Raw genomic sequence first — 26,631 nt, 5'->3', positions numbered from 1 at the left:
GGACTGCTGCCCCCGGAAACACCCTGTTACTGCTTCAATTTGTTTGGATTCAGCCAAGTCGACCTAAAATCGAGCGAGGCACGATATATTTGCGCTCCCGTTTCGTCACTGATCACTGCTTCGAATTTGAGATACGGACTATCCGACGGCGCGTCCCACATCATGTCGACCAAGGCTTGCTGGGCTTCGTCGGCAGCGGCGGTCTGGCTGGTGACGGCGATCAGCGTGTCGAACGATTCCCGGGTATCGAGCGTGGTGATCTTGAAGATTGGCATGGTTGCGCCTCGTGCCTCTGGAGGTCACCGGTCGCAAAGCACCGCGGGCGGCATCCAAGCCCAACATTGTACGCGTTCCGAAGTTCCGGTCGGCACTTGGAGGAGTGCATTAGCTTTTGACATGGCCCCTTCTGCGGAAACCCGATATCGAGCAATGGATTCGCAATCCGGCTCGCGATCGGTAGTCTGGAGCTCAGTGGTTTCCGTTTGAAACCTCCAGTCCTCAGGAGGGATTATGGCAAGCCTGCTTCAAGCCCGATCGGTCAATCCCAACTCTGTTTCGACCGATGCGCGCGAAGCCGAACTTGCCGACATCGATCTTCTGCACAGGATCAGCGTCGAGCTGATCGGCGAGCAGGACCGTGTCGAGCTTTGCGGCAAGATCGTCGATGCCGCCGTCTCGATCACCGGCTCGCAGTTCGGGACGATGCAGCTGCTATGCCCGAAGGGCGATCCCTCCGGCCATGGCGGGGAATTGCAGCTGCTGTGCCATCGCGGCTTGCCGCCGGAGGCTGTCGCGTTCTGGCAATGGGTCAGGCCCTCCGCCCACAGCAGCTGCACATTGGCGCTCAAGCTCGGCAAGCGATCGATCATTCCCGATTTCGAGGAATGGGACGACATCGCCGGCACGCCGGATCTCATCGCTTTCCGTGCGGCCGGAATCCGTTCAGCGCAGACCACGCCGCTGCTGTCCCGCACCGGCAACCTGCTCGGGATGATTTCGACGCATTGGAACAGGCCGCACCAGCCCTCCGCCCGGGACTTGCGCCTTCTCGATATTCTGGCCCGACAGGCGGCCGATCTCCTCGAGCGGACGATCGCCGAGGAAGCGCTCCGCGCCCGCGAACAGGCTCTGCGGGAGAGCGAACAGCGGCAGACGATGCTGGCGGGCGAGATGAGCCATCGGGTGAAGAATCTGTTCGCGCTCGTCAATATGATGATCCGGTTCGGCGCGAAGAGTGCGAAAGACAAGGACGATTTTTCCAAGAGCCTGTCCGGCCGGATTCAAGCACTCGCCGAGGCGCACCATCTGGTGCTGGCCGGCGAGGCGACAGCCTCCGCCCTGGAGCTTGAACAGATCATCCGGTCGGTGATCGAACCCCATCAATCCGAGAACGCACTTCGCTTTGGCCTGGCGGGCTCCCCTTTGTCGATCAAGCCGGAATCGATCAGCGGCCTAGCGCTGGTCGTCAACGAACTGGCCACAAATGCGATCAAATATGGTGCGCTCGCCGCTGACGAAGGAACCGTCGCAATCTCCTGGAGCACCGAGGACGACCAATTGTCGGTTCGCTGGGAAGAACGTGGCGGTGCAGCGGTCGAAGCCGCGCCGGATCGCATCGGGTTCGGCAGCCGTCTGCTGGACGGAACGATCGTCCGTCAGTTCGGCGGGACGTTTTTGCACGACTGGCAACGTGAAGGCGTCGTCGTTTCGATCAGGCTGCCGCTGTCGGCCATTTCGACCTAGACGGCCGCCTCGACGTTTCCGATCTTCGCCTGTCGGCACGCGAAGTGCAGCGCATTGCGGGGCCCTCACTCCTCCATCATCGTCTCCACAAACGTCGCCGGGTCCATGCAGAATTCCCGGATGAGCCGGAAATGCTGGGTCTGCTCGATCGTCACCGGATCGAGCCCGTATTTGGTCAGGCCCAGCAGGCGGGCGCCGGGATAAGCCATCAGGATCGGGGCGTGGGTCGCCATGATCACCTGGCACTGGCCGAGCCGGTCCATGCGGCGCAGCAGCTTGAGGAACTCGATCTGGCGGGCCGGCGACAGCGCCGATTCCGGCTCGTCGAAGATGAAGATGCCGCGGCGCTGGCAGCGCTCCTCGAAGAAGCGCAGGAAGCCCTCGCCATGCGAATGGGAGAGGAAATCGGGCGGGGCGTAGCCGGCCGCGCGGGCCGCGCCATCGAGATAGCGCGCTACCGAGAAGAAGCTCTCGGCCCGGAAGAACCAGCCATCGGTGACTTTTGGCAGCCAACTCGCCTTGAGCGAGCGGGCGAGGGCGCCGCCCATGGCTTCGACCGCCTGGGCATGATCAACCGGGCGATAGCCCTTGCCGCCGCCGGCCTCGTCATAGCCGGCGAGCACGGCGATGCCTTCGAGCAGCGTCGATTTCCCGGTGCCGTTCTCGCCGACGATGATGGTGATCGATCTGTCGAAGGAGAGTTCGAACGCCTCGCGCAGGAAGGGCAGGCACCAGGGATAGGCCTCAGGGTCCGGCACCGCCTCGCGGTCGAGCCAGATGCGCCTGAGATAGGGCGCGGGCAGGCGGGTCGGGCTGCTTCGTCTCATGGGGGCTCGGGGGTGAGGTGGAGCAGGTTAGGGCGTGCGATGCTGCAATCAAAGCGCGGGTTATCCCGAATCTCCGCTGCGCTCCGTCCGGATGACCCGCGCTTGAATGACGAAGGCTACGACGATCGTCCATGCACGAATGCCTCGCCGGCTTCCGCCGCGAGGTTTCGAGGGAATCGCCATCCGAGGGAGGGCGCGGGGTCGGGCGGCGTCGCAGTCGACGACTGCGTGCCGAATGTCGATGTCGATGATGTCGAAGCAGCGCCACTGGCCGCTGCCCGAACCCCGCGCGCGGTTCTCTTGTGAGCTCTCGTCATCTGTTTATGTCCGGCGGGACCGGGACCGCATGTCCCGAACGACGATCACCCTCCGCAGCTACTTTGGACCCGCAACAGTCCATTCGCCACGGACACCGCTCTCCCGCCCGGCCTCATGATGCCTCGCGAAGCCCCCTCGGTTCGGGCGGGACGGGGAGAAGCATAAGCCAGGTTTCGGGGGCGGGGATCGATTGGGGACTTGTCCCCGTTTGCTCGACCGTCATGCTCGCCCTTGTGGCGAGCATCCACGTCTTGAACTTCGGCCAGCGGAGTAAAGACGTGGATGGTCGGGACAAGCCCGACCATGACGGAAAAGGCGTGGGGAAGCCTTCCTGAAAGGAGAGGGGCCTCCGGCGCCTCAGGCGGCCGTGCCTTTGATCAGGCGCAGATAGTGCTCGGCGTATTGATAATAGCGCTCGGCTTCGATCCGGTCGCCGGCGAGGGCCTTGGCTTTGGCCAGAGCGAGATAACGCTCGTAATTGGCCTGCGCGGATGAGGCTCGCCGCGCCGGCGCGGCGTTGGTCGGGGAGACGCGATTGTCGAAGGCGATGGATCCGGGTTGGCGCATGGGCATTTCCAGCCTCCTTATCCCAGCATCTTCCTGACGATGCGCCGCAGTTCCTGGCGGCTGAGGCCGCATGGTTGCGGCTTCCAATCGGGGGCGGATTTCGGCGGAAGCGTCGTGGCGGTCGCAGTGGCGACACAGCCGGTCTCGGGTGATTTCAGTTCGATTGATTCTTGCATTTATATCCGTTTGCCGCCCGGCCGGGACCGTGCGGTCTTGTGATGGCATCGCCGGGCACATTGCGTGCGACGATGGTGCTGCCGAGGGCAGCAATCAGTTTTTGACGGTAGGATGGAGGCGTGAGGCCGCTTCCAATCAGAGGAGCCAGCCGGTCAGTCTTCGCCTGCATGCTGCTTGTACAGAGGCAATGTGGCTAAAACAAGTTGTTCAGATGAGCTTTTCTATTTGGTGACTGTGGGCAGCTTACGGGAAATAGTTCGTCGGAAGAGTTGCCGCATGATGGCGGCAGGGGCCGTTGAGGTTCTTCTCGATCGCCGTCATGGCCGCCTCGACCGACAGGAACGGTCCTTTCCGGATGTCAGTCAGGCGCGCAACCTGATCCTGCGAGAGGATGATCCAGCAACTGCCGTGCGGGTCGCGAATGATCGAGCAGATCGAGCGTTCGAGCAGGTCGGAGACACCCCAGTTGCCGGAGAGATTACGCCGCACGGTCGTATCCATGGCTTCCTCCGGGTCCATCCCGATATGGCCATGGAAACCTGTGATTGTAAGGGCCGGATATCGGTCGCGGCGCAGGCATCCGCTCCGACGCTGCGCTGGCATGGCGAGGACGCGCGTCGTGCAACGAGCGCAACGCCTTCTTGCTGCGGGGCCGCAATTCATTTCGCGGTTGCAGCAAAATCGAAATCCTGCTCACCTGCGGCTCGCCTCATCAAACGATTGAAAAAGCGGAGAGCGGCGTGGCGGGTGCGGAGGAATTGTCGCCATCGGCGCTGGCCGGCGAATTGTCGGCGGCGATCGTGCAGGCGCGCTCGGATGCGCGCGAGGACCCGTTCGGCAATCCGGTGCTGCGCGCCACGCTCTGGCTCACCCGCAGGATGGATCGCGGCGAGGTGACGCTTGCCGACACCGCCGCGCTGATCCGCCAGCTCGGCCGCGCCGCGCTCGCGGACAGGGCGGCGCGCGTCGCGTCCTATGTCGGGCTGGAGCGTGACGAGGCCGCAGCCTATGCGGCGCTGGCGCGGCGCGTCGCCGAGGAGGCGAGCGCTTCGGCGCAGCCTTTCGAGGCCTATGGCGCGGCGCTGGCGCGGGTGCGCTTCGCCGCCGTCTTCACCGCGCATCCGACCTTCGGCATGAGCCGGACGGTGGCGCATGCTTTGGCCGAGCTCGCCTCGAACGAGGGCGAGGCGGCGGCGCTGATGGCGGCCGACCTCTCCTTCCGTCCGGATGCGGCGATCACCCTGCAGGACGAGTTCGAGCAGGCGCGCTTTGCGGTCCGCAATGCCCGCGACGCGATCGACCGGCTGAACGCGGCCTTCCTGGCCGAGGCGCGGGCGCGCTGGCCGCAGCGCTGGCGCGAGCTCAGGCCGCGCGCCTTGCTGCTCGCCTCCTGGGTCGGCTGCGACACCGATGGGCGCACCGATATCGGCTGGTGGGACACGCTGCGCTACCGGCTGGAATCGAAGCGCGGCCAGTTCTTCCGGCTGCTGGAGAAGCTGCCAAGGGCGCCGGCGACCGCTGAGGTGACGGCGCTAGTCGAGGCCGCACATGCCGCCGTCGAGCGGCAGCTCGCGCTCTGCCCGCCCTTGAACAACAAGCCGGAGATCGCGGCGCTGCAGGCCTTCTCGCTGGCGCTGGTCGGCGAGCGCGAGGCGGCGCTGCCGGAGTCCTCCAAGCTGGTGGCGGCGCTCGACAAGGCGATCGTGCTGGCCGAGGATGAGGCGACGGCGGAAGCGCTGGTGCTGGCGCGGGCCGGTGTGATCGCCCATGGCGTCTCGATCGCGCTGCCGCATTTCCGGCTGAACGCCTCGCAGCTCCACAACGCGATGCGCGGCGTGATCTCGCTCGACGAGGAACCGGCCCAACCGGCCCAGCGGCGCGCCTTCCTCGCTGCAGTCAACCAGGCGCTGGCCAAGGTGAAGCCGACACCGGTCGATTTCGGGGCGCTCGCGGTCGAGCGCGCCTCGGCGGCGCGGATGATGATGATGGTCGCGCAGATCGTGAAGCATGTCGACGGCTCGCGGCCGGTGCGCTTCCTGATCGCCGAGACCGAGACCGGCTATACACTGCTCAGCGCCCTCTATCTTGCCAAGCGCTTCGGCATCGCCGATCTCGTCGAGATCTCGCCGCTGTTCGAGACGTCGGATGCGCTGGAACAAGGGCCGCGCATCATCGACGAGGCGCTGCGCAGCCCGCATTGGCGCGACTATCTCAAGCGCCATGGCCGGCTCTGCGTCCAGTTCGGCTATTCCGATTCCGGCCGCTATATCGGCCAGGTCGCGGCGACCTTCTGGGTCGAGCGGCTGCGCAGCCGCATCCTCGAATTGCTGCAGCGCTACGGCCTCACCGAGATCGAGCTGGTGATCTTCGACACCCATGGCGAGTCGGCCGGGCGCGGCGCCCATCCCGACAGCCTCAACGACCGGCTCGCCTATCTCGATCCGGAATGGCCGCGGCGTGCCTTCGCCAAGGCCGGCGTCAAGGTCACGCGCGAGACGAGCTTCCAGGGCAGCGACGGCTACCTGCTGTTCGGCACCAAGGGGCTTGCCGGGGCGACGGTGGCGCGCATTGGAGAGGCGGTCTTTGCCGATGCGACTGCGGGAGCGGACGATCCGATCTATGCCGAGCCGGACTTCGCCACCGAGTTCTTCCAGACGGTGCGCGAGGAGATGACCCATCTCGTCGACGATCCCGGCTATGCGGCGCTGATCGGCACCTTCGGTCCGTCCTTGCTCGATAAGACCGGTTCGCGCCCGGCGGCGCGGCAGAGCGATGCCGGCGGGCCGGCGGTGATCCGCCATCCGCGCGAGTTGCGCGCCATTCCCAACAACGCGATCCTGCAGCAGCTCGGCTGGCTGGCGAACAGCGTGCACGGCATCGGCCAGGCGGCGGCGCGGGCGCCGGAGCTGTTTTCGAGCATGCGCGAGAGCTCCGAGCGCTTCGGCCGGGCCTACCGCCTCGCGGCCCATGCGATGGCGAACAGCGATCTCGACGTGCTGCGCGCCTATCTCGATACGCTCGATGCCGGCTCCTGGTTCGACCGGGCCCGGCGCACCGAGAAGGAGGGGCGGCGCGACGAACTGCTCGCGGTCGCCGAGGCGCTGGCGCAGCTCGATCTCGCCCCGGCGCTGCGTCGGTTGTTCTGGCGCTTCGCCTCCGACCGGCTGAAGCTGAAGGAGGCGGCCGGCGAGCCGCCGGCGATGCCGGTCCGGCTGGTTGCGCTGCACACGCTGCGCCTGGCGCTGCTGCACCGGATCTGGCTCCTGGCGACGCATATCCCGGATTTCCGGCCGCATGCCGGGGTGACGCGCGAGCTGCTGCTGGAGCGCATCCTGCGCCTCGACATGACCGGCGCGCTCGCTCTGCTCGGCGAGATCTTCCCGCTCAACCCCGACCCGGCGCTCGGTCTCGATTTCGGTGAGCCACCGGGGCCACGCGAGGGCGGCGCCTATGCCGCCTTCCATCGCGACGTGGTCGAACCGATGCGGGAGTGCTTTTCGCTGCTGCGCGAGATCTCGGGTGCGATCCAGCATGAGATCGGGGCGTTCGGCTGAATTCGAACTCCGTCATGCTCGCCGCAACGACGAGCATGACGGAGGAGATGCCGGACGGCCTCACGCCGCCTTGTCTAGGGCGACCACGACGTCGGTGTATTCCGGCTCGTGCGGCGCGAGGTTCCTGCGGGTCTCGTCGCCCCAGCGCGCGAGCTTGACCACGCGGCCCATGGCCTCGGCAGCTCCATCCGTCTTGACCGGCTCGAGAATGGTCAGGCCGCCTGAGTCCAGAAAGAAGGTATGGTCACCGAACAGCTCGCCGAGCTGGACCGTGGCAGGGTGGTTCTCGGGGATAGCCTGAGCCTCGAGCTGGCTCAGGGCGCTGTCGATGCGTGCTTCGGTCAGCTTCATGATCCGTCCTTTCGAGATGGCGCTGCGCGGGATCGGGCAGGAGCGCCGAACTGCCCCATGAAGGCGCTTGGCCTTGCAGCCGCACTCTCCAAGTCGTCTGGGCCCCAAGTCGTCTGGGTCTCAGATGTTCTCTTCGGCGATCAGGGTCAGGTCGCCATCCTCGTCGACGGCGACCGCGATCACCGCGGCGGCGTTCATGCCCCTGGCCTGCAAGGCCCTGGTGGCGGCGGGAATGGTCGCGACCGTATCCCTGAGCTGCTGCAGGTCGTCGGGGCTGGCCTGGGCGACGGCGCTGTCGACCTGCACGCGCAGTTGCGGCGGCAGCGAGCGCCGTTCGATCACGGTGGCGTTGCGGATCGCGGCGGGATCCTGCAGGCCGGGAGCGTCGGGGCTGGGCATGGAAGGAGACTGGGCCTGCGCTGCCACAGCGCCGGCCAGCAGCGCGAGGGACAAGCAGGCGGCTCCGGCGAGATGTCGCATCATTGGCTCCTTTCCATCGCTGGAGGGAGGGGCAAACGCCCGATGCGGACCGACGCTAGTTGCGAAATCCGGTCAGCCTCTGTCTGAGGTCTGACCGTTCGAAGGTATCAATGCGACGGGAATGCGATGGCGCCGGCCTTGCCCGGAGGCTCAGCGCGAGCGCTCGGAGAGCTCGGCCGAGGCGCTGGTGTTGCGATCCGTGATCGCCTGGACCGGCTCCCACACCGTGTGATTGTCCCGCGGTGTCGAGACCAGATATTTGAGCTGGCCCTTGGCCTTGGCCGAGAGCAGCTTGCTGGTCTGGAAGCTGGCGAAATTGGCATAGTCGCGGCCGCCGCCGTCGAAGACCACGACGCGATCCTTCAGGACGATGATGTCGCCCTTCTTCAGCGTCTCGTCCTTGAGGTACCAGAACGGATCGTTGGCATATTCCATCGGCTTGACGAGCTTTGGCTTCGGCCCGTCCTTGCCGTCTATCGTCGTCGCGGCCTTCTTGTGCTTGGGCCGCACGGTCATGTGCAGCGGGTTGCTGTCCGGCACGGGCGCCACGGCGGGCCGCTGCGGGACGCCGAACAGCGTCTCCCAGAAACCCGCGGCATTCGCCGGCGCGGCGCTGGCGACGAAGGTCGCTGCCAGCGCGGCGGCTATGATCTGTTTCGACATGGTCGGCACGGCCGCAATCCCCAGCTCCGCAACCGGAGATAGCGACTAGACTGCCCGATCTCAATGACGGCCGCGCGACGTGATGAATCGCTTCTTCGTCACATTTCGGCGATTGCGTCGGCTTCGTTTCGGGATTGTTGAGTTGCGGCCGGCTTTCGCTCCGGTTTTTGTTGCATTGCAGCATTTCGGCCGCGCCCGGCGCATCGCGGCCATGCGCCGGCAAAGCGATCAAGGCTGTGGAAGGCCGAGCACCTCGCGCAGGACCGGAATGGTCGCATCGGCGATCGCGGCGTGGCCGCTGGCGTTGGGATGAAAGGAGCCGCCGAGCGTCGCGGCGAAGAGCGGCTGCTCTGGGCTCAGCGGGTCGGTGGTGTCGGAGCCTTCGAACCTTCCGACGCGCATGTAGTGGCCGGTCAGGAAGGAATCGTTGGGCGTGACGAACCAGCGCTGCCGCGGACGATAGGCGCGCCAGGCGCTCGGTGCGAACGGCTCCCAGCGGCGTTGTGTGAAATTCCAGGTCGGAAAGCGCATGGTGCCGGAGACCGCGTTGTCCGGCGCCTCGGCCGGTGCGCCCGCCGAGCACAGGGCGTGGCCGGCGAAGCGCTCGACATGGGCATCGACGAAGCGCCAGCGCCGCGCTTCGGGAAGGGCGGCGATCGCTGCGGCGATGCCCCGGTTGAGATGGGGCACGAACGACGCTGCCTCGCTGCCCGTGCTCGCCTTGCTGATCGACAGGATGCGGTGCACGTCCATGCCGGTGGTGCTGATGCCGCATGGCCCGCTCTCGCCGCGCGTGATTTGCGGATAGGCGGTCTGGACGATGGCCGAGGCCGGGACGTCGAGATGCTTCTCGAAGGCTGCGGAGAGCTCTCGGATACGTTCCGGGATCACCTCGTCGACGGCCCGGCGCGCTTCGGCGAAGGTCTTTGTGTCGATCTGGCTGAGCCAGAGCTTGTAGAGCAGGCCGATGCGCAGGCCGAAACGGCCGCGGCCGACCACTTCCTCGGCGATGACGCTGGAGAAGCCGATATCGTTGCCGCCGATGCTGAGTAGCACCGCATCCGGCTTCAGGGCGCGCGGCTGGCTGCAGCGCGGGAGATCGCGCCGCCAGTCGAAGCCTGAGCCCTCGTCGTCGAAGCGGTTGTAGCCGGCGAAGCTGCGGCAATAGTCGCGCCAATAGCGCATCAGTTGCGGCGAGGCGTCGTAGACGGCATCGCCGACATCGTCGCGGGCCGCGTAATAGCCGAGGAGCCCGGCGCTGACTTCGGCTCCGGTGCAGCTATAGGGCGTCAGCGTCACCGCGACGTCGCGATGGGCCAGGGCCAGGACGAGCGCGGCGCGGACATGCTGCGAATAGAGCGAGCGGTGGCATTGCGCGTTGAGCCAGATCGCCGCGGCCGCTCCGCCCAGCGAGCTGTCGGTCGCGCCGCGCCGCCGCGGATAATTGCGGAAGCCGTGGCCTTCGGGCAGGGGCGAGGAATTGCGATAGGTGTTGATGCCGTCGTCGACGAATTCGGCTGGCCGGTCGGGATTGCCTTCGCCCGAGGAGAAGGAATCGCCGAAGCCGGCAATGGCGATGTGGCGCAGCTTCACCGCCTTGGCCTCGGCAATGGGCGCGCCATCGACGCTGACCGCGATGTCGAACGGCTCGCCGAAGGCGCGGCGCGCAAGCCTGGCCTCCTTGGAGCAAGGAGCGACTACGGCAAGCTCGCCGGCCGTCCAGCGGCAGGTCTTGCCGGCGAGCGCCGGCGGCAACTCGGCGATCCGCACGAGCACATCGGCGACGCGCGGCTCCATGAACTGGTCGCCGGTGTCGAGCAGGCATTGCCAGTGGCCGCGATTGCCGTTCTCGAAGCAGGTCCGGCGCGTGACCGCCGAGGTCCAGCCCCAGCGCGCGACGCTGACGGAATCGCCGAAAGCCGGCCCGAGCGTGCGGGCGGCCGCGGTACGCTGCATCGCCTCCTCGAAGGCGAAGGCCGGGCGCTCGCGCCGGTCGGCCGCGGGCAGGGTGGCATAGATCTCGGCCAGCTTGCGGAACTGCGCCTCGTCGCGGAACAGGCGGAAGCGGTTGGCGATTTCCCACTCGATACGCGGCTGGGCGAGCGCGCCGCCAGCCGCGAATTGAACCGTAACGATCAGAAGCAATGACAGGAGCAGGCGCAGTCGAGGCATGGCGGCGGCCTCCAGTGGCGGCGCAACCCTAGCGGGTTGGGTAACGCCGGGGAAGTTGCCGCCGGTGCATTGTATCGCCGCCCGTTGGCCTTAGGTTGCGGGCGAGAGGAACGACAAGGGGAGCACGAGCCGAATGGCCGCAACCGAACTGCCGGCACAGCCCTTCGACGTCGAAGGCGCCAGGATCACACTGTTCCAGGCGCTGCTGGCTGCCGCCGGCAAGCACGGCAAGAGCCGAGTCGCGCTGGAGGATCCGGAACGCAAGCCGCTGAGCTATGGCAGCCTGGTGCTGGGCGCGCTGGTGCTCGGCCGCAAGCTTTCGGCGCTGACAAAGCCCGGCGAAAAGGTCGGGCTGATGCTGCCGAACGTGCAGGGCATGGCGGTGACGCTGTTCGGGCTCTCGGCCTATGGCCGCGTGCCGGCGCTGCTCAACTTTACCGCCGGCCTGAAGAACCTCACCGCCGCCTGCGAGATCGGGCCGATCTCGACCATCGTCACCTCGCGACGCTTCATCGACCAGGCCAAGCTCGACGACATCGTCGAGGCGCTCGCGCCGGGGCGGCAGGTGATCTATCTCGAAGACGTCCGAAAGGACCTGACCAGCCTCGACAAGGCGCTCGGCGCGCTGGCTTCGTACGTGCCCGGGCTGGTGCTTCGCCGCCATGCCGCCAGGCCCGACGATCCCGCCGTGGTGCTCTTCACCTCCGGCACCGAGGGCAAGCCCAAGGGCGTGGTGCTGAGCCATGCCAACCTCGTCTCCAACGCCAACCAGATCTTCCAGCTCGCTGCCGGCTTCCTGAGCGAGCGCGACGTCGTCATGAACCCGCTGCCGGCCTTCCATTCCTTCGGGCTGACGGCGGCGCTTTTGATGCCGCTGACCCATGGCATGAAGGTCGTGCTCTATCCGAGCCCGTTGCACTACAAGCAGGTGCCCAAGCTGATCGGCGAGACCGGGTCGACCTTCCTGTTCGCCACCGACACCTTCCTTCAAGGCTATGCCCGCGCGGCGGACGAGGGCGACCTCAAGAGCGTGCGCTATGTCGTCGCCGGGGCCGAGCGGGTGAAGCCGGAGACCCGCAAGCTCTGGGAGCCCTACGGCACCACCATCCTCGAAGGCTATGGCTGCACGGAGTGCTCGCCCGTGCTGGCCTGCAACACGCCGGTGGCGATGCGCGAGGGCACGGTCGGCCGGCTCCTGCCCGGCATCACCGCCAGGCTCGAGCCGGTCGAGGGCATCACCGAGGGCGGGCGGCTCTGCGTGAAAGGGTCGAACGTGATGCTCGGCTATCTCAACGCCGACAATCCCGGCGCGATCGTGCCGCCCGAGGGCGGCTGGCACGACACAGGCGACATCGTTTCGATCGATGACGGCTTCGTCGCGATCAAGGGGCGGGCCAAGCGCTTCGCCAAGCTCGGCGGCGAGATGGTCTCGCTGGCGGCGGTCGAATCGATGGTCGCGGGGCTCTGGCCCGGTCACAATCACGTGGTCGTGGCGCTGCCCGACGTTCGCAAGGGCGAGCAGCTCGTCCTCGTCACCGAAAAGCCCGATGCCGAGAAGAAAGCGCTGCAGGACGAGGCCAAGCGCCAGGGCTTCCCGGAATTATGGCTGCCCAAGGCGATCCTGGTCACCCGAGCGATTCCCGTCCTCGGCAACGGCAAAATCGATTATGGTGGCACGCGCGAGCTCGCCATCACGATGAGGCCGCTGCTGTGACGCCACAATCGCATGCTCAGGGAAGCCGCATGATCACGCTCCTTCCCCTTGTCTTCGCCCGCGCGGCGGCCTTTGCCGTGGCCGGGATCGCCCTGACGCCCGCCGATGTCGTCGCCCAGGCGGCCGGCCAGACCTATGTTCGCCGCGACGAATGCATCGACGCCGGCAAGCTTTCGGCCGAGCAATGCGAGCACGCCTATCGCAACGCCCGTGCCGAATTCGAGCAGAAGGCGCCGCGCTACGCTTCGCGCGCCGCCTGCGAGCGCGCCCATAAGCGCTGCGGCGCGCAGATCTCGACCACCGGCGGCTGGGACGCGCTGGCGCGCGCCGGCGGCGGGCAGACCTACGTGCCGCGTTTCGTCGGCATCCGCGTGACGGGCGAGGGCGCTGCGGGCAAGGCGCTGCCGATCATCGAGGGCACGGCCAAGGTCGCCTTCGCGGCCCGCCAGGTCGCGGCGCTCGACGACAAGGTCGCGGCCCGCCGTGCGGTGATGGGCGGCGGCGATGGCGGCGGACGCGGCCAGCACCAGCAGGCGAGCGGCCCCTATATCCGCCGCGGCGACCGCGACGACACGGTGCGTGTGCCGATGCAGGAGAAGAAGATCGGGTCGGACGTTGCGCCCGGGCTCTATGTCGATCCCGACGGGGTCGAATGGTACAAGCCGGCGCATCGGCGCTGAGGGCAAGTGCGCAACCGGCGCTTGTCGCCGGGCGCTTGCAACGCTAACCAGTCTCGCCGCGCGGACGTGGCGAAACTGGTAGACGCAAGGCACTTAAAATGCCTCACCGGAAACGGTATGCGGGTTCGATCCCCGCCGTCCGCACCATGCTCCTTATCGGCAAGTGATAAATACACTTGCTTTCTTGGCCCGCTCAGCAAGATCGGCCGGATCGAGTTTATCCCCCGGTACCCCGGTCTCGTAGGCGATCTGGTTAGCATCCAAGAAGCTGCCAGCGAGCGACGCTTTGACCGCGAAGTTGACGTTCTGCGGAAGGTCTCCTCGCTCTGAAGCCATTTTGATCGCGTCGAGCTTGGCCGACACCACGCCTACGACATTACCAGCGCCGTCGAGGAGGGGCCCGCCAGAATTGCCCGGCTGGACCGGGGCAGATACTTGAAGGTACCGACTGTCGTCTCTCAAGCCTGCCAATGCAGTTACGTTTCCGAGTGTGAAGTTGCCTGTGGTCGCCAGTATGTCGCTATGTGGAAAACCGAAGGCGGCAATACTCTCGCCAAGACGAACGCTTGCCCGAATAGGCAGAGTCTTGTCTGGCGAACCGGCGATTTTCAGAACAGCAAGATCGTTAGTCGGGTCCCGCGCCAGGACCTGAGCGGGCACAGCTACAGCCCCGTCAGGGCGGGCGGTAATGGTCGAGCATTCGCTGACGACATGCGCATTCGTCATTACATGCCCGGCTTTTGAAACGAAGAAGCCAGAGCCAGAAGAGGAAGTCTTTTTTGGAGGCTCCGGAGCTGGAGTCGAGACCGGCTGAGACGGCACAGAGCGCGGGGCGCTTGCGACCTCAGGCTCCCTAGACTCCCAAGGGTAGCTGGCCCGCGTCGTGGTGGGAAATGGTGCTCCGGTCATCGCCGCCCACAGCGACCCCGAGATGACCGTCACCAGTCGGTTCCCGTAGACAGGCGCGTCGTCATCCGCCCACCCCATGTCGAAGCCTAAGATACCGTCGCCGTCCGTGTGATAGCGAACATAACGGCTGTAACGACCCTGGTTGCCTGTGATCACGAAGAAACCCGGCTTGAGCACCTTGAAATTGATGTTATCGCCGCTTCCGAGCATCTCCCGAAGGGTCGCCTCATACGCGGCCTTCACGTCGGTCCCCGAGATGAAGTTGAACTTCAGTCGAAACCTGTTGCGTGGCTCTCGCATCTCGACGCCGAGATCAGTTCTGGTTACTGCGAGATCCAGTCCCTTGGGCACCCAGAGTTGCCTTCCACGCGTCGGATGCGGCACCCAGCGTAGCTGCCATCCGGCCAGAACCGACGCCGCTGACTGAAGCATGAGGCTAATTTGGCCGCTTGTCAGAACGCCGGTTGGCTCCTCTCCACGCGACCGCTGATACTGTTTGGTCGCCTCGAAAAGGCGCCGCGAATAACCCATATTGGGCACGGCAGGCCAATGCCCAGCACTTGTTAAGAAAAGCTGGAACCACAAGCGAGTTTCAGGCTTCAGCTCTTGAAAGGCTTGCTGAGCGGCTTGAAAATAAGGGTCAGGTGACTGCGCGCCCCCGGCCATTGGAGTCAGCACTAAAAACAGCCCGAAAGCGGCTGCTCGCAAACGCATAGCTTCCCCCCAACGCACAACTGAGGCGGAACCGTAAGCGCTGGCTGGCAGGCCGACAAGACGCTCCTTGCTTTTGGGAGTAATACTGAGCGGCTCTTTGACCTTCGCTCCGATTTCGCGAGGGCACTGCCCCCGCCGATGCTTCACCTTCAGCAGACCCGACGCCAGCAATCGGGTCGCCGGCAGAAAGGCGCAAGGGCAGTAAACTGCCTCGATACCGATCCAGTCAGTGGGCCCTCGGGTGGGCAGGCCGAAGCTCACCCGAAACCTACTTGCACCCCAACCGCTCGATCCGCGGCAGGCCGAACTCCGCGGAATTCGCAGCGGTCGATGACAGCGCATGGCCGTGCGCGATTGGCGCGAAATGGCAAGACGGGCGGGCCGCTCCTGCACGAAATGCCCGCGACCACATCCCGGGCCCGGCGGATCACAGGCATCTCTCGAGCCCAAGCCGATGATTGGCCGATATGCGGGCGCTGACCCGTCCGGCCTCGCCCCTAAAGACATGGATCAACGACGCCAATGAGGTACGGTTCGATGCGAATGACGCTGGTCTACGGCCTGAGTTTCCTGGTGCTCGCGCCATGCGTGGCGATCGCGCAGTCGGTTCCGGTCAATGTCGGCAATTTCAAGCGAGCCGAGAGCGATTTCTACATGCGCAAGACGGTCGACGCAGGCGGTCTCGGGACGTTCGTCCACACCAGGGCGCCGACGCCGATCGACAACCAGCCCGTGGTCCGGATGAACCGGGATACGCTCTATTCCCAGGCGCTCTTCGACCTCGACGCCGGCCCGGTGACCATCACCCTTCCCGATGCCGGCAAGCGCTTCGTCTCGATGCAGGTCATCAGCGAGGACCATTACACGCCGATGGTGGTCTACAAGCCGGGCCGCACGACGCTCAGCAGGGACAAGGTCGGCACCCGCTATGCGTTCGTCGCGGTCCGTATCCTTGTCGATCCCAATGACGCCAAGGACCTCGCGCAGGTTCACGCCCTGCAGGATGCGGTGAAGGTGGAGCAGAAGTCGGTCGGCAAATTCGAGGCGCCGAACTGGGACCTAGCTCAGCAGAAGAAAATCCGTGATGCGCTCGAAGCGCTCTCCGCCGCATCATCAGGCAGCTTCACCAACGCGTTTGGTCCGAAGGGAAAGGTCGATCCGGTCATGCACCTGCTCGGCACGGCGGCCGGCTGGGGCGGCAACCCCGACAAGGACGCGTCCTACCCCTCGGTGACCCCGGCCAGGAACGACGGCAAGACGGTCTACAAGCTCAAGCTCAAGGAGGTCCCCGTCGACGCGTTCTGGTCGATCAGCGTCTATGACGACAAGGGCTTCTTCCGGAAGAACGACTACGACGCCTACTCGGTCAACAGCATCACCGGCACCAAGAGCGCCGATGGCGCGATCGATATCCAGTTCGGCGGCTGCGACGGCAAGATCGCGAATTGCCTGCCGATCACGCAGGGCTGGAACTACACATTCCGGCTCTACCGCCCTCGCGCCGAGGTCCTGAACGGCACGTGGAAGATCCCGCAGGCGCAGGCTGCATCGTAGACGGCACCAGCACCGCGACGGACCCCGGACCGTTGCCGCGACTGCGTAACCGTAAGGGCTTCAACTCAACCGACAGCAAGGGCGACATCGCCCTTGCCGCTCTTGTTCTGGCATAGGCAAGCGTCTGTCCGGGCTTACTTGACCGCGGAGAAGGCCGTCGGCGCCAGAATCTGGCTGACGATGTTGGCAACGATCTGGCCGTCCGCTTCACTCTTGATGCGCGCCTCGGCCCACTCCGGATCGGTCGCAAACGCCGTCCATTTCGTCTCGCGCTCGGCGAGCGATTCCCAGGCCAGGAAATAGGTCAGGTCCTGATTGGACTCCCCGATCAGCGTGGTGAAGAATCCGGCTTGCCGGATGCCGTGCTTGTCCCACAGTTTCAGCGTGGTCTTGTCAAAGCGGTCGAGCAAAGCCGGAAGCCGGCCAGGCAGGCAGCGATACACGCGCATTTCGTAGATCATCGAAAATCACGTCCTGTTATTGGTCTTGCGGCGAGCGATTGGCCGCAAGGATGGTCTGCCCCGATCGCGTGGCCGGGCCTCGGTCCGCTGGCGCCGGCCGGCCCTAAGCCCGCCGGTGCTCGACCTTCGGCAGGAACCAGGCGAGCAGGCCGATCGCCGGCAGGAAGGCGCAGATGCGGTAGACCGCCTCGATGCCGATCCAGTCGGCGACTTCGCCGAGGATCGCCGCCGCAAGGCCGCCGAGGCCGAAGGAGAGGCCGTAGAACAGCCCGCCGATCAGGCCGATCCGGCCCGGCATCAGTTCCATCGCGTAGATCAGGATCGCGGCGAAGGAACTCGCCATGATCAGGTTGATCACCACCGTCAGCACGCCGGTCCAGAACAGATCGGCGAAGGGCAGCATCAGCGAGAAGGGCAGGGCGCCGAGGATCGAGAACCAGAGGATGCGGTTGCGGCCGATCTTGTCGCCGATGATGCCGCCGGCGAGCGCCCCGACGGCGGCGGCTGCGAGGAAGAGGAACAGCATCAGCTGCGAAGCCTGCACCGAGACGCCGAACTTCCCGATCAGATAGAAGGTGTAATAGGAGCTGAAGCTCGACGAATAGGCGTTCTTCGAGAACAGCAGGATCACCAGGATGGTGATCGCGAAGGCGATCTGGCCCTTGGTATGCGCAGGCGCCACTGGGGCGGTTGCCGCGGCCTTGGCGGGCTTCGCTGCAGCGGCGGCAGCGGCTGCCTTGCTCAGCTCGGCATAGCGGCGCGCCGTCCAGACCATCAGGATCATGGCGAGCAGGGCCGCGGCCGAGAACCAGGCGACGCTGGTCTGGCCGCGCGGCACGATGATGAAGGCGGCGAGCAAGGGGCCGAGCGCGCCGCCGCTCTGGCCGCCGACCTGGAAGATGCCCTGCGCCAGCCCCTGCTGGCCGCCCGAGGCGTTGCGGGCCATGCGGGTCGCCTCGGGATGGAAGATCGAGGAGCCCAGCCCGACGCAGGCCGCCGAGATCAGCAGCAGCGCATAGCTGCCGGCATAGGCGAGGCCGATCAGCCCGGTCAGCGTGCAGCCCATGCCGACGACCATCGAATAGGGCATCGGGTTCTTGTCGGTGTAGTGGCCGACGATCGGCTGCAGCAGCGAGGCGGTGATCTGGAAGGTCAGCGTGATCAGGCCGATCTGGCCGAAATCGAGCGCGTAGGCCGTCTTGATGATCGGGTAGATCGCCGGGATCAGCGACTGGATCATGTCGTTGAGCAGATGCGTCGCGCTGAGCACGAACAGCACCGGCAGGTCGGCGCGGTGGGTTTGGGCGATCGGCTGGCTGACGTTCATGCGGCTGATGTCACCGGAGGCAGCCCGGAGGGCGGGCGAGGGCCCGCTGGATAGCTGCAAAGTCGGCTCATAGCATCGCGATCGGCGACGAACCCAGAGCCTACAGCACAGGGCGGCCCTGATGTGGACGCGGGATGGGCGGCGGCTGGCGAAGCTGCTGCCGCCTATCCACCGGCTACTTCACCTCGCTGGCGATCTCGGCGAGCGCCGGCGCCTTCTGGATCAGGCCGCGCTCGACGAGGAAGGCGCCGAAGCGCTCATAGCGGCCCTGGTCAAGGGCGCGCGGGCGCTTGGCGAAGCGCGGCAGCGTGTCGGTCCAGGCCTGGCGATTAAGCGCGTCGTCGAGATCGGGATGGGCGGCGATGAAGAGCTTCCAGGCTTCCTGCGGGTGGTTGGTGAGGTAAAGCGCTGCCTTCTCGATCGCGTCGAGGAAGCGCGGCAGGCGGCTGTCGTTGAGCCCGTCGCGGCGGGTGATCAGGATCAATTCGTCATAGGCGGGAACGCCGTGCTCCTCGGGATAGAAGGCCGTGCCGGGATGGCCTTCGAGCTTGAGCTGCGTCAGCTCGAAATTGCGGTAGCCGCCGATGGTGGCGTCGACCTTGCCGCCGATCAGCGCGGCGGAAAGCGCGAAATTGACGTTGACCAGCTTGACGTCGTCGAGCTTGAGGCCGGCCTTGGCCAGCATCTGGCCAAGCAGCGTGGTCTCGGTACCGGAGACGGCATAGCCGACCGTCTTGCCCTTGAGATCGGCGAGCGACTTGATCGGCCCGTCGGCCTTGACGATGACGCTGTTGAGCGGGGTCTCGACCAGCGTGCCGACGCGGACGATCGGGATGCCGGCGGCGTGGTCGAGATAGAGATTGGGCTGGTAGTGGATGCCGATATCGGCCTGGCCGGCGGCGACGAGGCGCGGCACCGCCGAGGGGTCGGAGGGCGGCACCATGGTGACCTCGAGCCCGGCTTCCTTGAACAGGCCGAGCTGCTGCGCGACGACCAGCGGCGCATGGTCCGGGTTGACGAACCATTCGAGCATCACGGTCAGCTTGTCGGCGGCGCGGGCCGGGCTGGCGAGGCCGGCAGCCAAAGCGAGGCCGGTGGCGAGGAGGGCGCGTCTGGAGAGGGCGCGGAGGGGCATCAGTCGAAATCCTTCTGCGTGATCGATTTGAAACAAAATGGCGTCACGGCTCGCTCGCCCAGGGAAGCAGGCGCGGGCCGAGCGCATCGACGAGATGGCGCAGGACGAGGCTGAGCACGGCGAGCACGGTCATCGCGGCGAAGACCGTGTCGGTCTGCATGCGGGCATTGGCCTGGACCATGACGAAGCCGAGGCCCGCGGAGGCACCGACCCATTCGCCGATCACCGCGCCGAGCGGTGCCAGCGGGGCAGCTACCCGCAGGCCGGTGAGCAAAGCGGGCATGGCCAGCGGCAGGCGGACATAGCGCAGGGTCTGCCAATGCGTCGCCGTGGTCAGCGCGGTCGCGTCGATCAGCTCCGGATCGGTCCGGCGCAGGCCGTCGGTGAAGGCGGAGGCGACCGGGAAGAAGATGATGATCGTCGCCATGATCACCTTCGAACCCATGCCGAAGCCGAACCAGACCACCAGCAGCGGCGCGATGACGAAGACCGGGAAGGATTGCAGGACCAGCAGCACCGGCCAGAGCAGGCGCCCGAGCCGCGGCAGCGCCACGATGGCGAGTGCCGTCAGTGCGCCAAACGCTGAGCCCAGCACGAAGCCGAGCGCCATCTCGGCGATGGTGGTCAGGCTATGGCTGAAGAGGAAGCCGGGCTGGCGCTGGAAGGCCAGGGCGACGTCGAGCGGCGAGGGCAGGATGTAGCGCGGCGGATGGAACAGAAAGATCGCGCCTTGCCAGGCCAGGAGCAGGACGAGAATCGTGCGAAGCGCCGGGGCGAGCGCGGCCATCACCGGCTTCGTGCCGGCAGCCGGGTTCCGCTCTGCCGCGTCCTGCGTCGTCAAGGTCCGCCTTTCCGGGGGAAGGCGGGCGCGGGGAAATGCTGGCGAGGCTGCCCCGAGCGACTCCCTCCGCCAGCATGATCTGGTTCAGGTTCGAAGGGTGCTTCTCAGCTCGCCTCGCGGCGAACGCCCCCGTCTCTCGATCGCCCTTGTGACAGAGCGGCCGGCGGCTGTCACGTTGAAGGGCATTGATTTTCGCAGTGTTGCGCCGTTGTTCCGGGACTTCGCGAAGCGAAGGGCCCGGAATCCAGAACCGATGTCGGTCAGGAGGCAGGCGCTGCGATCGGCGTGCTTCTTCCAGAGCTGACATCGGTTCTGGGTTCCGGGCTCAGGCCTATCGGCCTGCCCCGGAAAGACGGTGAGCTCCTTCTCAGGCTTCCACGTAAGCCGAATCGAAAAACGCTTTCTCCAGCGCCACGGCGCGCAGGAAGAAGTCGCGGCTCGTCTCAGCGTCTTGCGGCCCGACGCGATCGAGCTCACTCCGCAGGAAGCCGACGAAGTCGCGGAAGTCGGGATTGTCGTGCAGGGTGACCCATTCGGCATGGATGAAGTTCGCCGGCAGCGGCTGCGAGGCCTGCTGCGCCCAGTCGAGATAGAGCCATTCGGCGACGACCAGCACGGAAAGCGCGGCGGCGTAGGAGCGTGTTGCGGCGGCCTCGCGCATCAGCGCCTTGAAACCGGCGGTAGGCTTGGTGTCGGGCGGCGCGGTGCGCTCCTGCTGGCTGACGCCGAGGGCGTCGAAGGAACGCAGGAAATAGGTGTTCTCCTCGCCGCTGACCATGCCGATGAAGCGACCGAAGCGAATGCGGGCCTCGAAGCTGTCGGCGCTGGCGAGAGCGCCGCCGAGCAGGGTCAGGAAGCTGTCGATGAAGCGGTGATCCTGGACGAGGTAGCGGACCATGACCGCGTCGGACACCGTGCCGGCGAGCAGCTCCGTGACGAAGCGGTGGCCGACGGACTGCGACCAGGCCGGCTGGCTGGCCTGGCGGAGCGTCTCGGTGAAGCGGGTGGTCATGGGCATAGCCTTCTGCTGATCGGGCTCTCCCTATCAGCAGCCGCGCCGCGACCGCACGCTATTTCAGCCGCGCCGAGACGATCTTCGCGAGCTCGCCGACGCGCGCCTTGGCCAGATCGTGCAGCGCCTGGTCGCGCTCGCCGCCGGAGACGCGGACCTCGACCGTGGTCAGGCCCTTGCGGACATGGATGCGGTTCATGATGTCGAGCGCTGCCTCGTCGCCCAGCCCTTCGACCGGCGTCTTGGCTTCGGAGACCTTGATGGCGCTCTGGAACCAGCGCTTCGACAGATCCTCGTTGGCCGCGACATTGCGGACGCTGACCTGGATCTGGTTGAGCTCGATCATGCGCTTGCCGTCCTTCTCGACGGTGCGCTTGGCGTCGAACTGGCAGCCGATCGGGTTCGGCAGGGCTTCCTGCCGGTTCTCGCGGCTCTCATGGGTGATCTTGCCCATCAGCTTGCGCGGCTCGCTGATGGTCATGCCGGGGAAGGTGGCCTTGACCTCCTCGGGCGTCAGCAGCGCGCAGGCATCCGGCCACTGCTCGACCGGGGCGACGGACGAGGGGCGGGTATCGGCCGGCACCGTCACGGCGCTGTTGGCGGCGACCTGCTGCGGCGTATCGACCATGCCGGTGCCGCCCTGCCAGCGCGCCGCCGCCTGCTTCGCCAGAGCGAGTGCGTTCGGCGCGGTCTGCTCCGAATAGAGATCGAGCGAGACGGCGTAGATCAGGTCGTCCTTGCGGGCGCGGACCACCACGCTGGACGAACTGGTCTCCTGGAAGGCCTCGTCGCCGATGCTGCTGAGCGGTTCGAGCTTGAGCGTGATCTTCGGGTCGGCCGCGACCTTCTCGCGCGTTCCCTTGATCGAGGCGAAGGCCTGCGCCGGCGTCTCTCGGCCCTTGGCGATGCCGTCCCAGCGGATCACCGTGACCGAGGCGAAGCGGGCATGGTCGAGTTTCGAGGTCGGGCTCGGCAGCTTCACCGAGTACATGCAGCTCTCGGCATATTGCGGGCCGCGATAGATCGGGCTCAGCGTCGGGCCCTTGGCGGTGATCGGGCGGCCAGGGAAGAGCGCCTCCAGATCGGCCTGCGGCAGCAGGCGGCAGGCATCGGGCGCCTTGTTCGCCTCGGGTGCGGCCGGAGCAGTGGTCGCTGCGGTCTGGGCGAGGGCAGGGCTGGCGAGAATCAGCAGCAGCGGCGTCACGAATACGGAACGGGCGAACATCGCGTCGGTTCTCCAGGGACGGGCGCGCGTCGCGATCGACTGCGGCGGCGCCGTTCGGGACCGGTCAAGCTAGGCGCGATGGTGGCGCGATCATGGCGCAGCGGCAGCTTGCGGCAGAGAGTGCTGACACAGATTGTCAGCCGGAAGCGCGTCAATACAAACCATATGGTATGTATAGGAGAAGGTAATGAAGCTCTACGGATTTGGACCGACCCGGACCCTGCGTGCCTTGTGGGGACTCAAGGAGCTCGGCGTGCCGTTCGACTACGTCCATGTCGACCTGCTGGGCGGCGAGGCGCAGACGCCGGAATTCCTCAAGATCAACCCGGCCGGCAAGCTGCCGGTACTGGTGGACGGCGACAACGTCCTGCCAGAATCGGCGGCGATCATTCTCTATCTCGCCGAGAAGTTTCCCGAGAAGCGCCTGCTGCCGGATGATCTCGACGAGCGGGCCCAGGCCTATCGCTGGATCCTGTTCGCGATGACCGAACTCGAACAGCCGCTCTGGCGCATCACCAAGCACAGCTTCCTCTATCCGGAGGAACAGCGGCTGCCGCAGGACATCACGCTCGCCAGCGAGGAGTTCCGGCGGATGGCGGCGGTGCTGGAGGCCCATATGGCAGGGCGGAACTTCATCGTCGGCGACAGGATGGGCGCCGCTGATTGCGTTACCGCCTATCTGATGGACTGGGCGAACGAGCAGGGTCTGCTCGATGGTTTCCCGCGGCTCAACGCCTATCTGGAGCGCATGTACGCCCGCCCGGCGGCGCCGCAGCGAATCGCCGAGGCCTTCGCCAGCGTGCAGCCGGCGGCGTAGCGGGGCAGAAAGGAGGCCGCTGGCAGAGCGCGCTCAATCCGGATGGCGCGCCGCAACGGGGGCGGCGATGCGCTTCGGCCAGAGCCGCTCGCACAGGGCGACGATGGCAAGGCCGCTCAGACCACCCATGATCTTAACCACGGCATCGAGGAGGCGGGCATGGCGACTCGCCTCGAAATGCTGGGCGATCTCGAGCCCGGCGGCGCCGGCGACGATGCAGGCGAGAATCGCGCCCTTGCGCGCCGGGTAGGCGGTGGCGAGTGCCGCCGCGGCGACCAGGTAGGCGATGAAGCGTTCGAGCTGCGGCCCCATATGTGCCAGATGCGGACGGGCGCCGATCGGCGACAGCGTCGCGAACACGACGAGGGCAACGGCTCCCCAGCCGACCAGCGCAGCCCAGCGGCGCATCGAAAGCTCGTCTCCGAAGAACCGCATCGCCGCCTTCTGCGCTTGCCGCCGCACCATTTCCGTCCCCGAAAAGCAGAAAGGGCCCAAGCGATCATCGCTCAAGCCCTCGAAAAATGCTGGCTCCCGGAGCAGGATTCGAACCTGCGACCAATCGATTAACAGTCGATTGCTCTACCGCTGAGCTATCCGGGATCGGTGGGCGGCGTATAGCGACGCTGCCGGGAACACGCAACCCCTTTGCTGGCATCGAGGCGGAGAAAATCGTGGGCAGGCGATCTGCCCCATCGTCAATTCACATTGGCGAGAGAGTTTCGGTTGCGGCGCGCCGCGGCATGTGGTTATAGGCCCAGCCGTGGAGCACGCCTCGGGCGGCGCTCCCGGATGGCCTCGTGGCGGAGTGGTTACGCAGAGGACTGCAAATCCTTGCACCCCGGTTCGATTCCGGGCGAGGCCTCCAAATTCCTTTCATGGTCATGCGCTGATCCCGACCATGAACCGGGCGCCGCAATCCGAGCGGCCGGGCAGGACATCTGCCGCAGCCGCCCAGATCGGCCCCAACCGGCTAGTTGATCGGCTTGATGCTGCCGAAGATCGTGTCCAGCGCCTTGCCGTTGGCTTCGCGCTCCGCATCGTTGCCCCAGACCGTCAGCATCATCACGCGGCCGTTGCCGGCCGGCATCAGGATCAGGTCGACGGTCGTCGGCCCGTTCTCATCGCTCGTGCGGAACTGGAAGACCGTCGAATCGATGCCGCTGATCTTCATGTCGGCCTTGATCGGCTCGACGGACTTGATCTTGTTGTCGCGCATCCAGGTCTTGGTGTCGGCCAGCATCTTGTCGATCTGGCGTGCCTCGGCTGATTCCACCGAGAAGAAGACACCCTCGTCCTTCGGGCGCGCCTGGAAGCCGTATTCGATGTCCTCGGTCGACCAGTCGTTCGGCAACGTGATGGTGATCGAGGGATTCTTGGCCGGAACGGCGAAGTTCTTGGCGAAAGCGGGCACCACGAAGAGGCCGAGCGCAAGGGCGCCGGCGGCAATGCGGGAGAGGAGCATCTGGAAGGGTCTCTCGTGCCAAACCAAGATGATGGCCTGCAGCACGCCACCAAAATAGCGCCTCGCTGATCTGACGCAACGGCAAGCCCCGAAGAGCCTTAATCGCGTGCGCTATTGCGCGCTCGATCAGCCCGAGCGGCGGCGCCTGAAGCGCTCCAGCAATCCCAGGCACCAGTGCGCGAAGCGCGCCATCGGCCGCTGCAGCGGCGGCACGTCGGCCGCCAGCAGCATCAGGCCGAGCGGCAGCATCCAGGCGCCGAGTACCGGCAGGAACGAGAACACGCCGCCGACCATCAGCGCGAGCCCCGCCGGAACCCGGATCAGGCGCGAATCGCGGTGGCGGAGCCAGCGCATCGCCCTGGCGAGCCGGGGAGGGAGCTCGGCTTCGATCCGCTTGAACGCGACCCTGAGTTCCTGTCTCGCGGATGAAAACTGCATGTCCCCTCGATCGTCGCTGCCCATGGAAACGCGCAGCGCGCGCCCTGGTTCTCGCCGATATGGCCGATCACCGTGCTCGCGCGCTGCGTCTTGCCCGCAACCGCGGCTGTCCTAGATCATCGCGCGTCCGAACGGACGCAGCCACGATGATCTATTGTATTGTTATCGCATCGGATTCCTCCGAAAAGTGGATTCCACTTTTCGGTCCGATGCGTAGCAAATAGGGGCCGAAAGCGGCGCTGACACCCGCAAGGCGGCCGGATGACGCGCCGAGCGGCCAAATGCCGCGCGGGCGCGAACAGGAGCGGGGGACGAGATGGGGTGGAAAGACCTGGTCCGCAGCGTGCGCGACAAGGTGCTGGGCGGACGGGCCACGCCCGAGCCGGCCGAGGAACTGACCAACTACCAGATTCTGCTGCGGGACTACGATCTGCACTCGCTCTTCCTGCATGACGAGATCCCGCGCCTTTATGGCGAGCGCGACGCGATGCGCCGGGCCTGGCAGGAGCGCGATTTCGCCGCCTATCGCGCGGCCTTCGAGGCTGCGCGGGCGCAGGGCGACCTCGCCGAGAACGGCAAGCCACGCTACCTGCTGGTCAAGGACTGGTTCCTCGAAGATTTCATGGCGCTTCCCGACAGCGACGATGCCGGGCCGCGGCACGAGGCGCTGCTCGATGGCTTCGCCGCCTATTTCCGAAGGGATCCCTCGCCCTTCTCGGCGGCGACCTATGCCGATGCGCTCAGGGTGACGGCCTATGCCTGGCGCGGCACCGCCTGCGCCGCCGACGTCAACATGGATCAGGCCGACCAGTTCCGTAAGTTCCTGCGGCAGGCGGATGCAGCGCTGGACAGCCAGCCCGATCCCAGCGACTTCTCCTGGCGCGCCAGCGATTTCCGGCGCAGCGCCGAGACCGGCTCGTTCAGTGATTACCAACGCCGATTCGAGGCGGCCTGGGCGCTCGACCGCTACAATATCGACCTGTGCCGCACCTTCGCCCGGATGATCATGCCGCGCTGGCTCGGCCGCGACGAGCATGACCTCGAAGTCTTCGCCCGGCGCGCCGCCGAACTGACCAAGGACCGCTTCGGCTACGGCTTCTACGCCCTGATCCAGGCGGCCAATACCGAGGTTGGCGAGCATGAGATCGAGGACACGCTCTGCGATCCAGCCTTGGTCAAGCAGGGCTTCGAGGACCTGCTCGCCCGCTTTCCGGCGCCGAGCAATGTCAACCTCTATGCCGACATGCTGGAGTGGATGAAGGATACGCAGGCGCTGGCCGACCTGCTCGAGACCCGCTTCCGCACCATCGTGCCGGAGGTCTGGTACGGCGACACGATCGACGACAAGTTCGTCTACGCCTTCGAGACCCTGCTGGAAGCCGACGAGGTGCTGAAGGCGCGCCGGCGGCCGGCGTGAGCGAAGGACGGCGAGGTCGTATTGCGTAACCTTAGGGAAGATTTTTGGCTTTGCGCCGCCGGATCATGAGGTT

General features: G+C 66.1%; 25 protein-coding genes, 3 tRNA genes and 1 riboswitch. Of the genes, 9 read left to right on the top strand and 19 right to left on the bottom strand.

Going from position 1 to position 26,631, the window contains the following annotated elements; translation table 11 throughout:
- Positions 1–26 precede the first annotated feature (26 nt).
- Complete coding sequence (locus AC3WLC_RS28195; protein WP_493687208.1) at positions 27–275, bottom strand: DUF6894 family protein; 249 nt, start codon at positions 273–275, stop codon at positions 27–29.
- A gap of 235 nt (positions 276–510) precedes the next feature.
- On the opposite strand from AC3WLC_RS28195, the gene AC3WLC_RS28190 reads away from it, so the two are divergent.
- Entirely contained in the window at positions 511–1,743 is a 1,233-nt protein-coding gene (locus tag AC3WLC_RS28190) for an HWE histidine kinase domain-containing protein (RefSeq protein ID WP_493687207.1), read from the top strand.
- 65 nt (positions 1,744–1,808) lie between these two features.
- On the opposite strand, the gene AC3WLC_RS28185 is transcribed toward AC3WLC_RS28190, so the two are convergent.
- The 3 genes from AC3WLC_RS28185 to AC3WLC_RS28175 form a co-directional block, all read right to left on the bottom strand.
- Complete coding sequence (locus tag AC3WLC_RS28185; protein WP_493687206.1) at positions 1,809–2,570, bottom strand: AAA family ATPase; 762 nt, start codon at positions 2,568–2,570, stop codon at positions 1,809–1,811.
- Between the two features lie 675 nt (positions 2,571–3,245).
- Positions 3,246–3,455, bottom strand: a complete 210-nt coding sequence (locus AC3WLC_RS28180; protein WP_493687205.1) for a DUF4167 domain-containing protein — start codon at positions 3,453–3,455, stop codon at positions 3,246–3,248.
- A 420-nt stretch (positions 3,456–3,875) separates the two neighbouring features.
- Positions 3,876–4,133, bottom strand: a complete 258-nt coding sequence (locus AC3WLC_RS28175; protein ID WP_493687204.1) for a hypothetical protein — start codon at positions 4,131–4,133, stop codon at positions 3,876–3,878.
- 377 nt (positions 4,134–4,510) lie between these two features.
- Here AC3WLC_RS28175 and AC3WLC_RS28170 point away from each other — a divergent pair, with 377 nt between their 5' ends.
- Complete coding sequence (locus AC3WLC_RS28170; RefSeq protein ID WP_493687318.1) at positions 4,511–7,186, top strand: phosphoenolpyruvate carboxylase; 2,676 nt, start codon at positions 4,511–4,513, stop codon at positions 7,184–7,186.
- A 60-nt stretch (positions 7,187–7,246) separates the two neighbouring features.
- Here the strand turns inward: AC3WLC_RS28170 and AC3WLC_RS28165 are convergent, their stop codons facing one another.
- The 4 genes from AC3WLC_RS28165 to AC3WLC_RS28150 all read right to left on the bottom strand — a co-directional run bounded on the left by AC3WLC_RS28165 (position 7,247) and on the right by AC3WLC_RS28150 (position 10,852).
- Positions 7,247–7,537 carry a hypothetical protein gene (locus tag AC3WLC_RS28165; RefSeq protein WP_493687203.1) on the bottom strand — a complete coding sequence of 97 codons (291 nt, stop codon included), beginning with the start codon at positions 7,535–7,537 and terminating at the stop codon, positions 7,247–7,249.
- A 120-nt stretch (positions 7,538–7,657) separates the two neighbouring features.
- Positions 7,658–8,017, bottom strand: a complete 360-nt coding sequence (locus AC3WLC_RS28160; protein WP_493687202.1) for a hypothetical protein — start codon at positions 8,015–8,017, stop codon at positions 7,658–7,660.
- A gap of 150 nt (positions 8,018–8,167) precedes the next feature.
- Positions 8,168–8,680 (bottom strand): hypothetical protein, encoded by a 513-nt coding sequence (locus AC3WLC_RS28155; protein ID WP_493687201.1) that lies wholly within the window; start codon positions 8,678–8,680, stop codon positions 8,168–8,170.
- 228 nt (positions 8,681–8,908) lie between these two features.
- Positions 8,909–10,852, bottom strand: a complete 1,944-nt coding sequence (locus AC3WLC_RS28150) for an SGNH/GDSL hydrolase family protein (RefSeq protein ID WP_493687200.1) — start codon at positions 10,850–10,852, stop codon at positions 8,909–8,911.
- A 133-nt stretch (positions 10,853–10,985) separates the two neighbouring features.
- Here AC3WLC_RS28150 and AC3WLC_RS28145 point away from each other — a divergent pair, with 133 nt between their 5' ends.
- The 3 genes from AC3WLC_RS28145 to AC3WLC_RS28135 all read left to right on the top strand — a co-directional run bounded on the left by AC3WLC_RS28145 (position 10,986) and on the right by AC3WLC_RS28135 (position 13,393).
- Positions 10,986–12,566 carry an AMP-binding protein gene (locus AC3WLC_RS28145; protein WP_493687199.1) on the top strand — a complete coding sequence of 527 codons (1,581 nt, stop codon included), beginning with the start codon at positions 10,986–10,988 and terminating at the stop codon, positions 12,564–12,566.
- 29 nt (positions 12,567–12,595) lie between these two features.
- Positions 12,596–13,246: a DUF1190 domain-containing protein gene (locus AC3WLC_RS28140; protein ID WP_493687198.1), complete on the top strand. Its 651-nt coding sequence runs from the start codon at positions 12,596–12,598 to the stop codon at positions 13,244–13,246.
- 60 nt (positions 13,247–13,306) lie between these two features.
- Positions 13,307–13,393, top strand: a tRNA-Leu gene (locus tag AC3WLC_RS28135).
- Between the two features lie 6 nt (positions 13,394–13,399).
- Here the strand turns inward: AC3WLC_RS28135 and AC3WLC_RS28130 are convergent.
- Positions 13,400–15,130 carry a S1C family serine protease gene (locus AC3WLC_RS28130; RefSeq protein ID WP_493687197.1) on the bottom strand — a complete coding sequence of 577 codons (1,731 nt, stop codon included), beginning with the start codon at positions 15,128–15,130 and terminating at the stop codon, positions 13,400–13,402.
- Between the two features lie 282 nt (positions 15,131–15,412).
- Here AC3WLC_RS28130 and AC3WLC_RS28125 point away from each other — a divergent pair, with 282 nt between their 5' ends.
- On the top strand, positions 15,413–16,423 hold the full coding sequence (locus AC3WLC_RS28125; protein WP_493687317.1) for a DUF1254 domain-containing protein: 1,011 nt from the start codon (positions 15,413–15,415) through the stop codon (positions 16,421–16,423).
- A 134-nt stretch (positions 16,424–16,557) separates the two neighbouring features.
- On the opposite strand, the gene AC3WLC_RS28120 is transcribed toward AC3WLC_RS28125, so the two are convergent.
- The 6 genes from AC3WLC_RS28120 to AC3WLC_RS28095 form a co-directional block, all read right to left on the bottom strand.
- A complete protein-coding gene (locus tag AC3WLC_RS28120) occupies positions 16,558–16,884 on the bottom strand; it encodes an NIPSNAP family protein (RefSeq protein WP_493687196.1) in 327 nt (108 codons plus the stop codon).
- 103 nt (positions 16,885–16,987) lie between these two features.
- The gene (locus AC3WLC_RS28115) at positions 16,988–18,211 is read right to left on the bottom strand and encodes an MFS transporter (RefSeq protein ID WP_493687195.1); all 1,224 of its coding nucleotides are present in this window, start codon (positions 18,209–18,211) and stop codon (positions 16,988–16,990) included.
- Positions 18,212–18,386: 175 nt separating this feature from the next.
- A complete protein-coding gene (locus tag AC3WLC_RS28110; RefSeq protein WP_493687194.1) occupies positions 18,387–19,346 on the bottom strand; it encodes an ABC transporter substrate-binding protein in 960 nt (319 codons plus the stop codon).
- A gap of 43 nt (positions 19,347–19,389) precedes the next feature.
- Positions 19,390–20,133, bottom strand: a complete 744-nt coding sequence (locus AC3WLC_RS28105; protein WP_493687316.1) for an ABC transporter permease — start codon at positions 20,131–20,133, stop codon at positions 19,390–19,392.
- A 98-nt stretch (positions 20,134–20,231) separates the two neighbouring features.
- A riboswitch (TPP riboswitch) is annotated at positions 20,232–20,328 on the bottom strand.
- 226 nt (positions 20,329–20,554) lie between these two features.
- Positions 20,555–21,199: a TenA family protein gene (locus AC3WLC_RS28100; RefSeq protein WP_493687193.1), complete on the bottom strand. Its 645-nt coding sequence runs from the start codon at positions 21,197–21,199 to the stop codon at positions 20,555–20,557.
- 58 nt (positions 21,200–21,257) lie between these two features.
- Positions 21,258–22,424 carry a hypothetical protein gene (locus tag AC3WLC_RS28095; RefSeq protein WP_493687192.1) on the bottom strand — a complete coding sequence of 389 codons (1,167 nt, stop codon included), beginning with the start codon at positions 22,422–22,424 and terminating at the stop codon, positions 21,258–21,260.
- A gap of 187 nt (positions 22,425–22,611) precedes the next feature.
- Here AC3WLC_RS28095 and AC3WLC_RS28090 point away from each other — a divergent pair, with 187 nt between their 5' ends.
- Complete coding sequence (locus AC3WLC_RS28090; RefSeq protein ID WP_493687191.1) at positions 22,612–23,241, top strand: glutathione S-transferase family protein; 630 nt, start codon at positions 22,612–22,614, stop codon at positions 23,239–23,241.
- A 33-nt stretch (positions 23,242–23,274) separates the two neighbouring features.
- Here the strand turns inward: AC3WLC_RS28090 and AC3WLC_RS28085 are convergent, their stop codons facing one another.
- Together AC3WLC_RS28085 and AC3WLC_RS28080 are read right to left on the bottom strand one after the other, a co-directional pair.
- Positions 23,275–23,676, bottom strand: a complete 402-nt coding sequence (locus AC3WLC_RS28085) for a VanZ family protein (protein WP_493687190.1) — start codon at positions 23,674–23,676, stop codon at positions 23,275–23,277.
- Positions 23,677–23,766: 90 nt separating this feature from the next.
- Positions 23,767–23,841 (bottom strand) — tRNA-Asn (locus AC3WLC_RS28080).
- Positions 23,842–24,032: 191 nt separating this feature from the next.
- Between AC3WLC_RS28080 and AC3WLC_RS28075 the strand changes: the two genes are divergently transcribed.
- A tRNA-Cys gene (locus tag AC3WLC_RS28075) sits at positions 24,033–24,106 on the top strand.
- Between the two features lie 105 nt (positions 24,107–24,211).
- On the opposite strand, the gene AC3WLC_RS28070 is transcribed toward AC3WLC_RS28075, so the two are convergent.
- Both AC3WLC_RS28070 and AC3WLC_RS28065 read right to left on the bottom strand, forming a co-directional pair.
- Positions 24,212–24,703 carry a hypothetical protein gene (locus AC3WLC_RS28070; RefSeq protein WP_493687189.1) on the bottom strand — a complete coding sequence of 164 codons (492 nt, stop codon included), beginning with the start codon at positions 24,701–24,703 and terminating at the stop codon, positions 24,212–24,214.
- A gap of 126 nt (positions 24,704–24,829) precedes the next feature.
- The gene (locus AC3WLC_RS28065) at positions 24,830–25,141 is read right to left on the bottom strand and encodes a hypothetical protein (protein ID WP_493687188.1); all 312 of its coding nucleotides are present in this window, start codon (positions 25,139–25,141) and stop codon (positions 24,830–24,832) included.
- Positions 25,142–25,457: 316 nt separating this feature from the next.
- Here AC3WLC_RS28065 and AC3WLC_RS28060 point away from each other — a divergent pair, with 316 nt between their 5' ends.
- Positions 25,458–26,558, top strand: a complete 1,101-nt coding sequence (locus AC3WLC_RS28060; protein ID WP_493687187.1) for a hypothetical protein — start codon at positions 25,458–25,460, stop codon at positions 26,556–26,558.
- Positions 26,559–26,631: the final 73 nt, after the last annotated feature.

This window comes from Allobosea sp. GW821-FHT03A12 (assembly GCF_058986765.1).
Note: the sequence above shows the minus strand (reverse complement) of the source record. Positions and strands in the feature narration are given on the sequence as shown.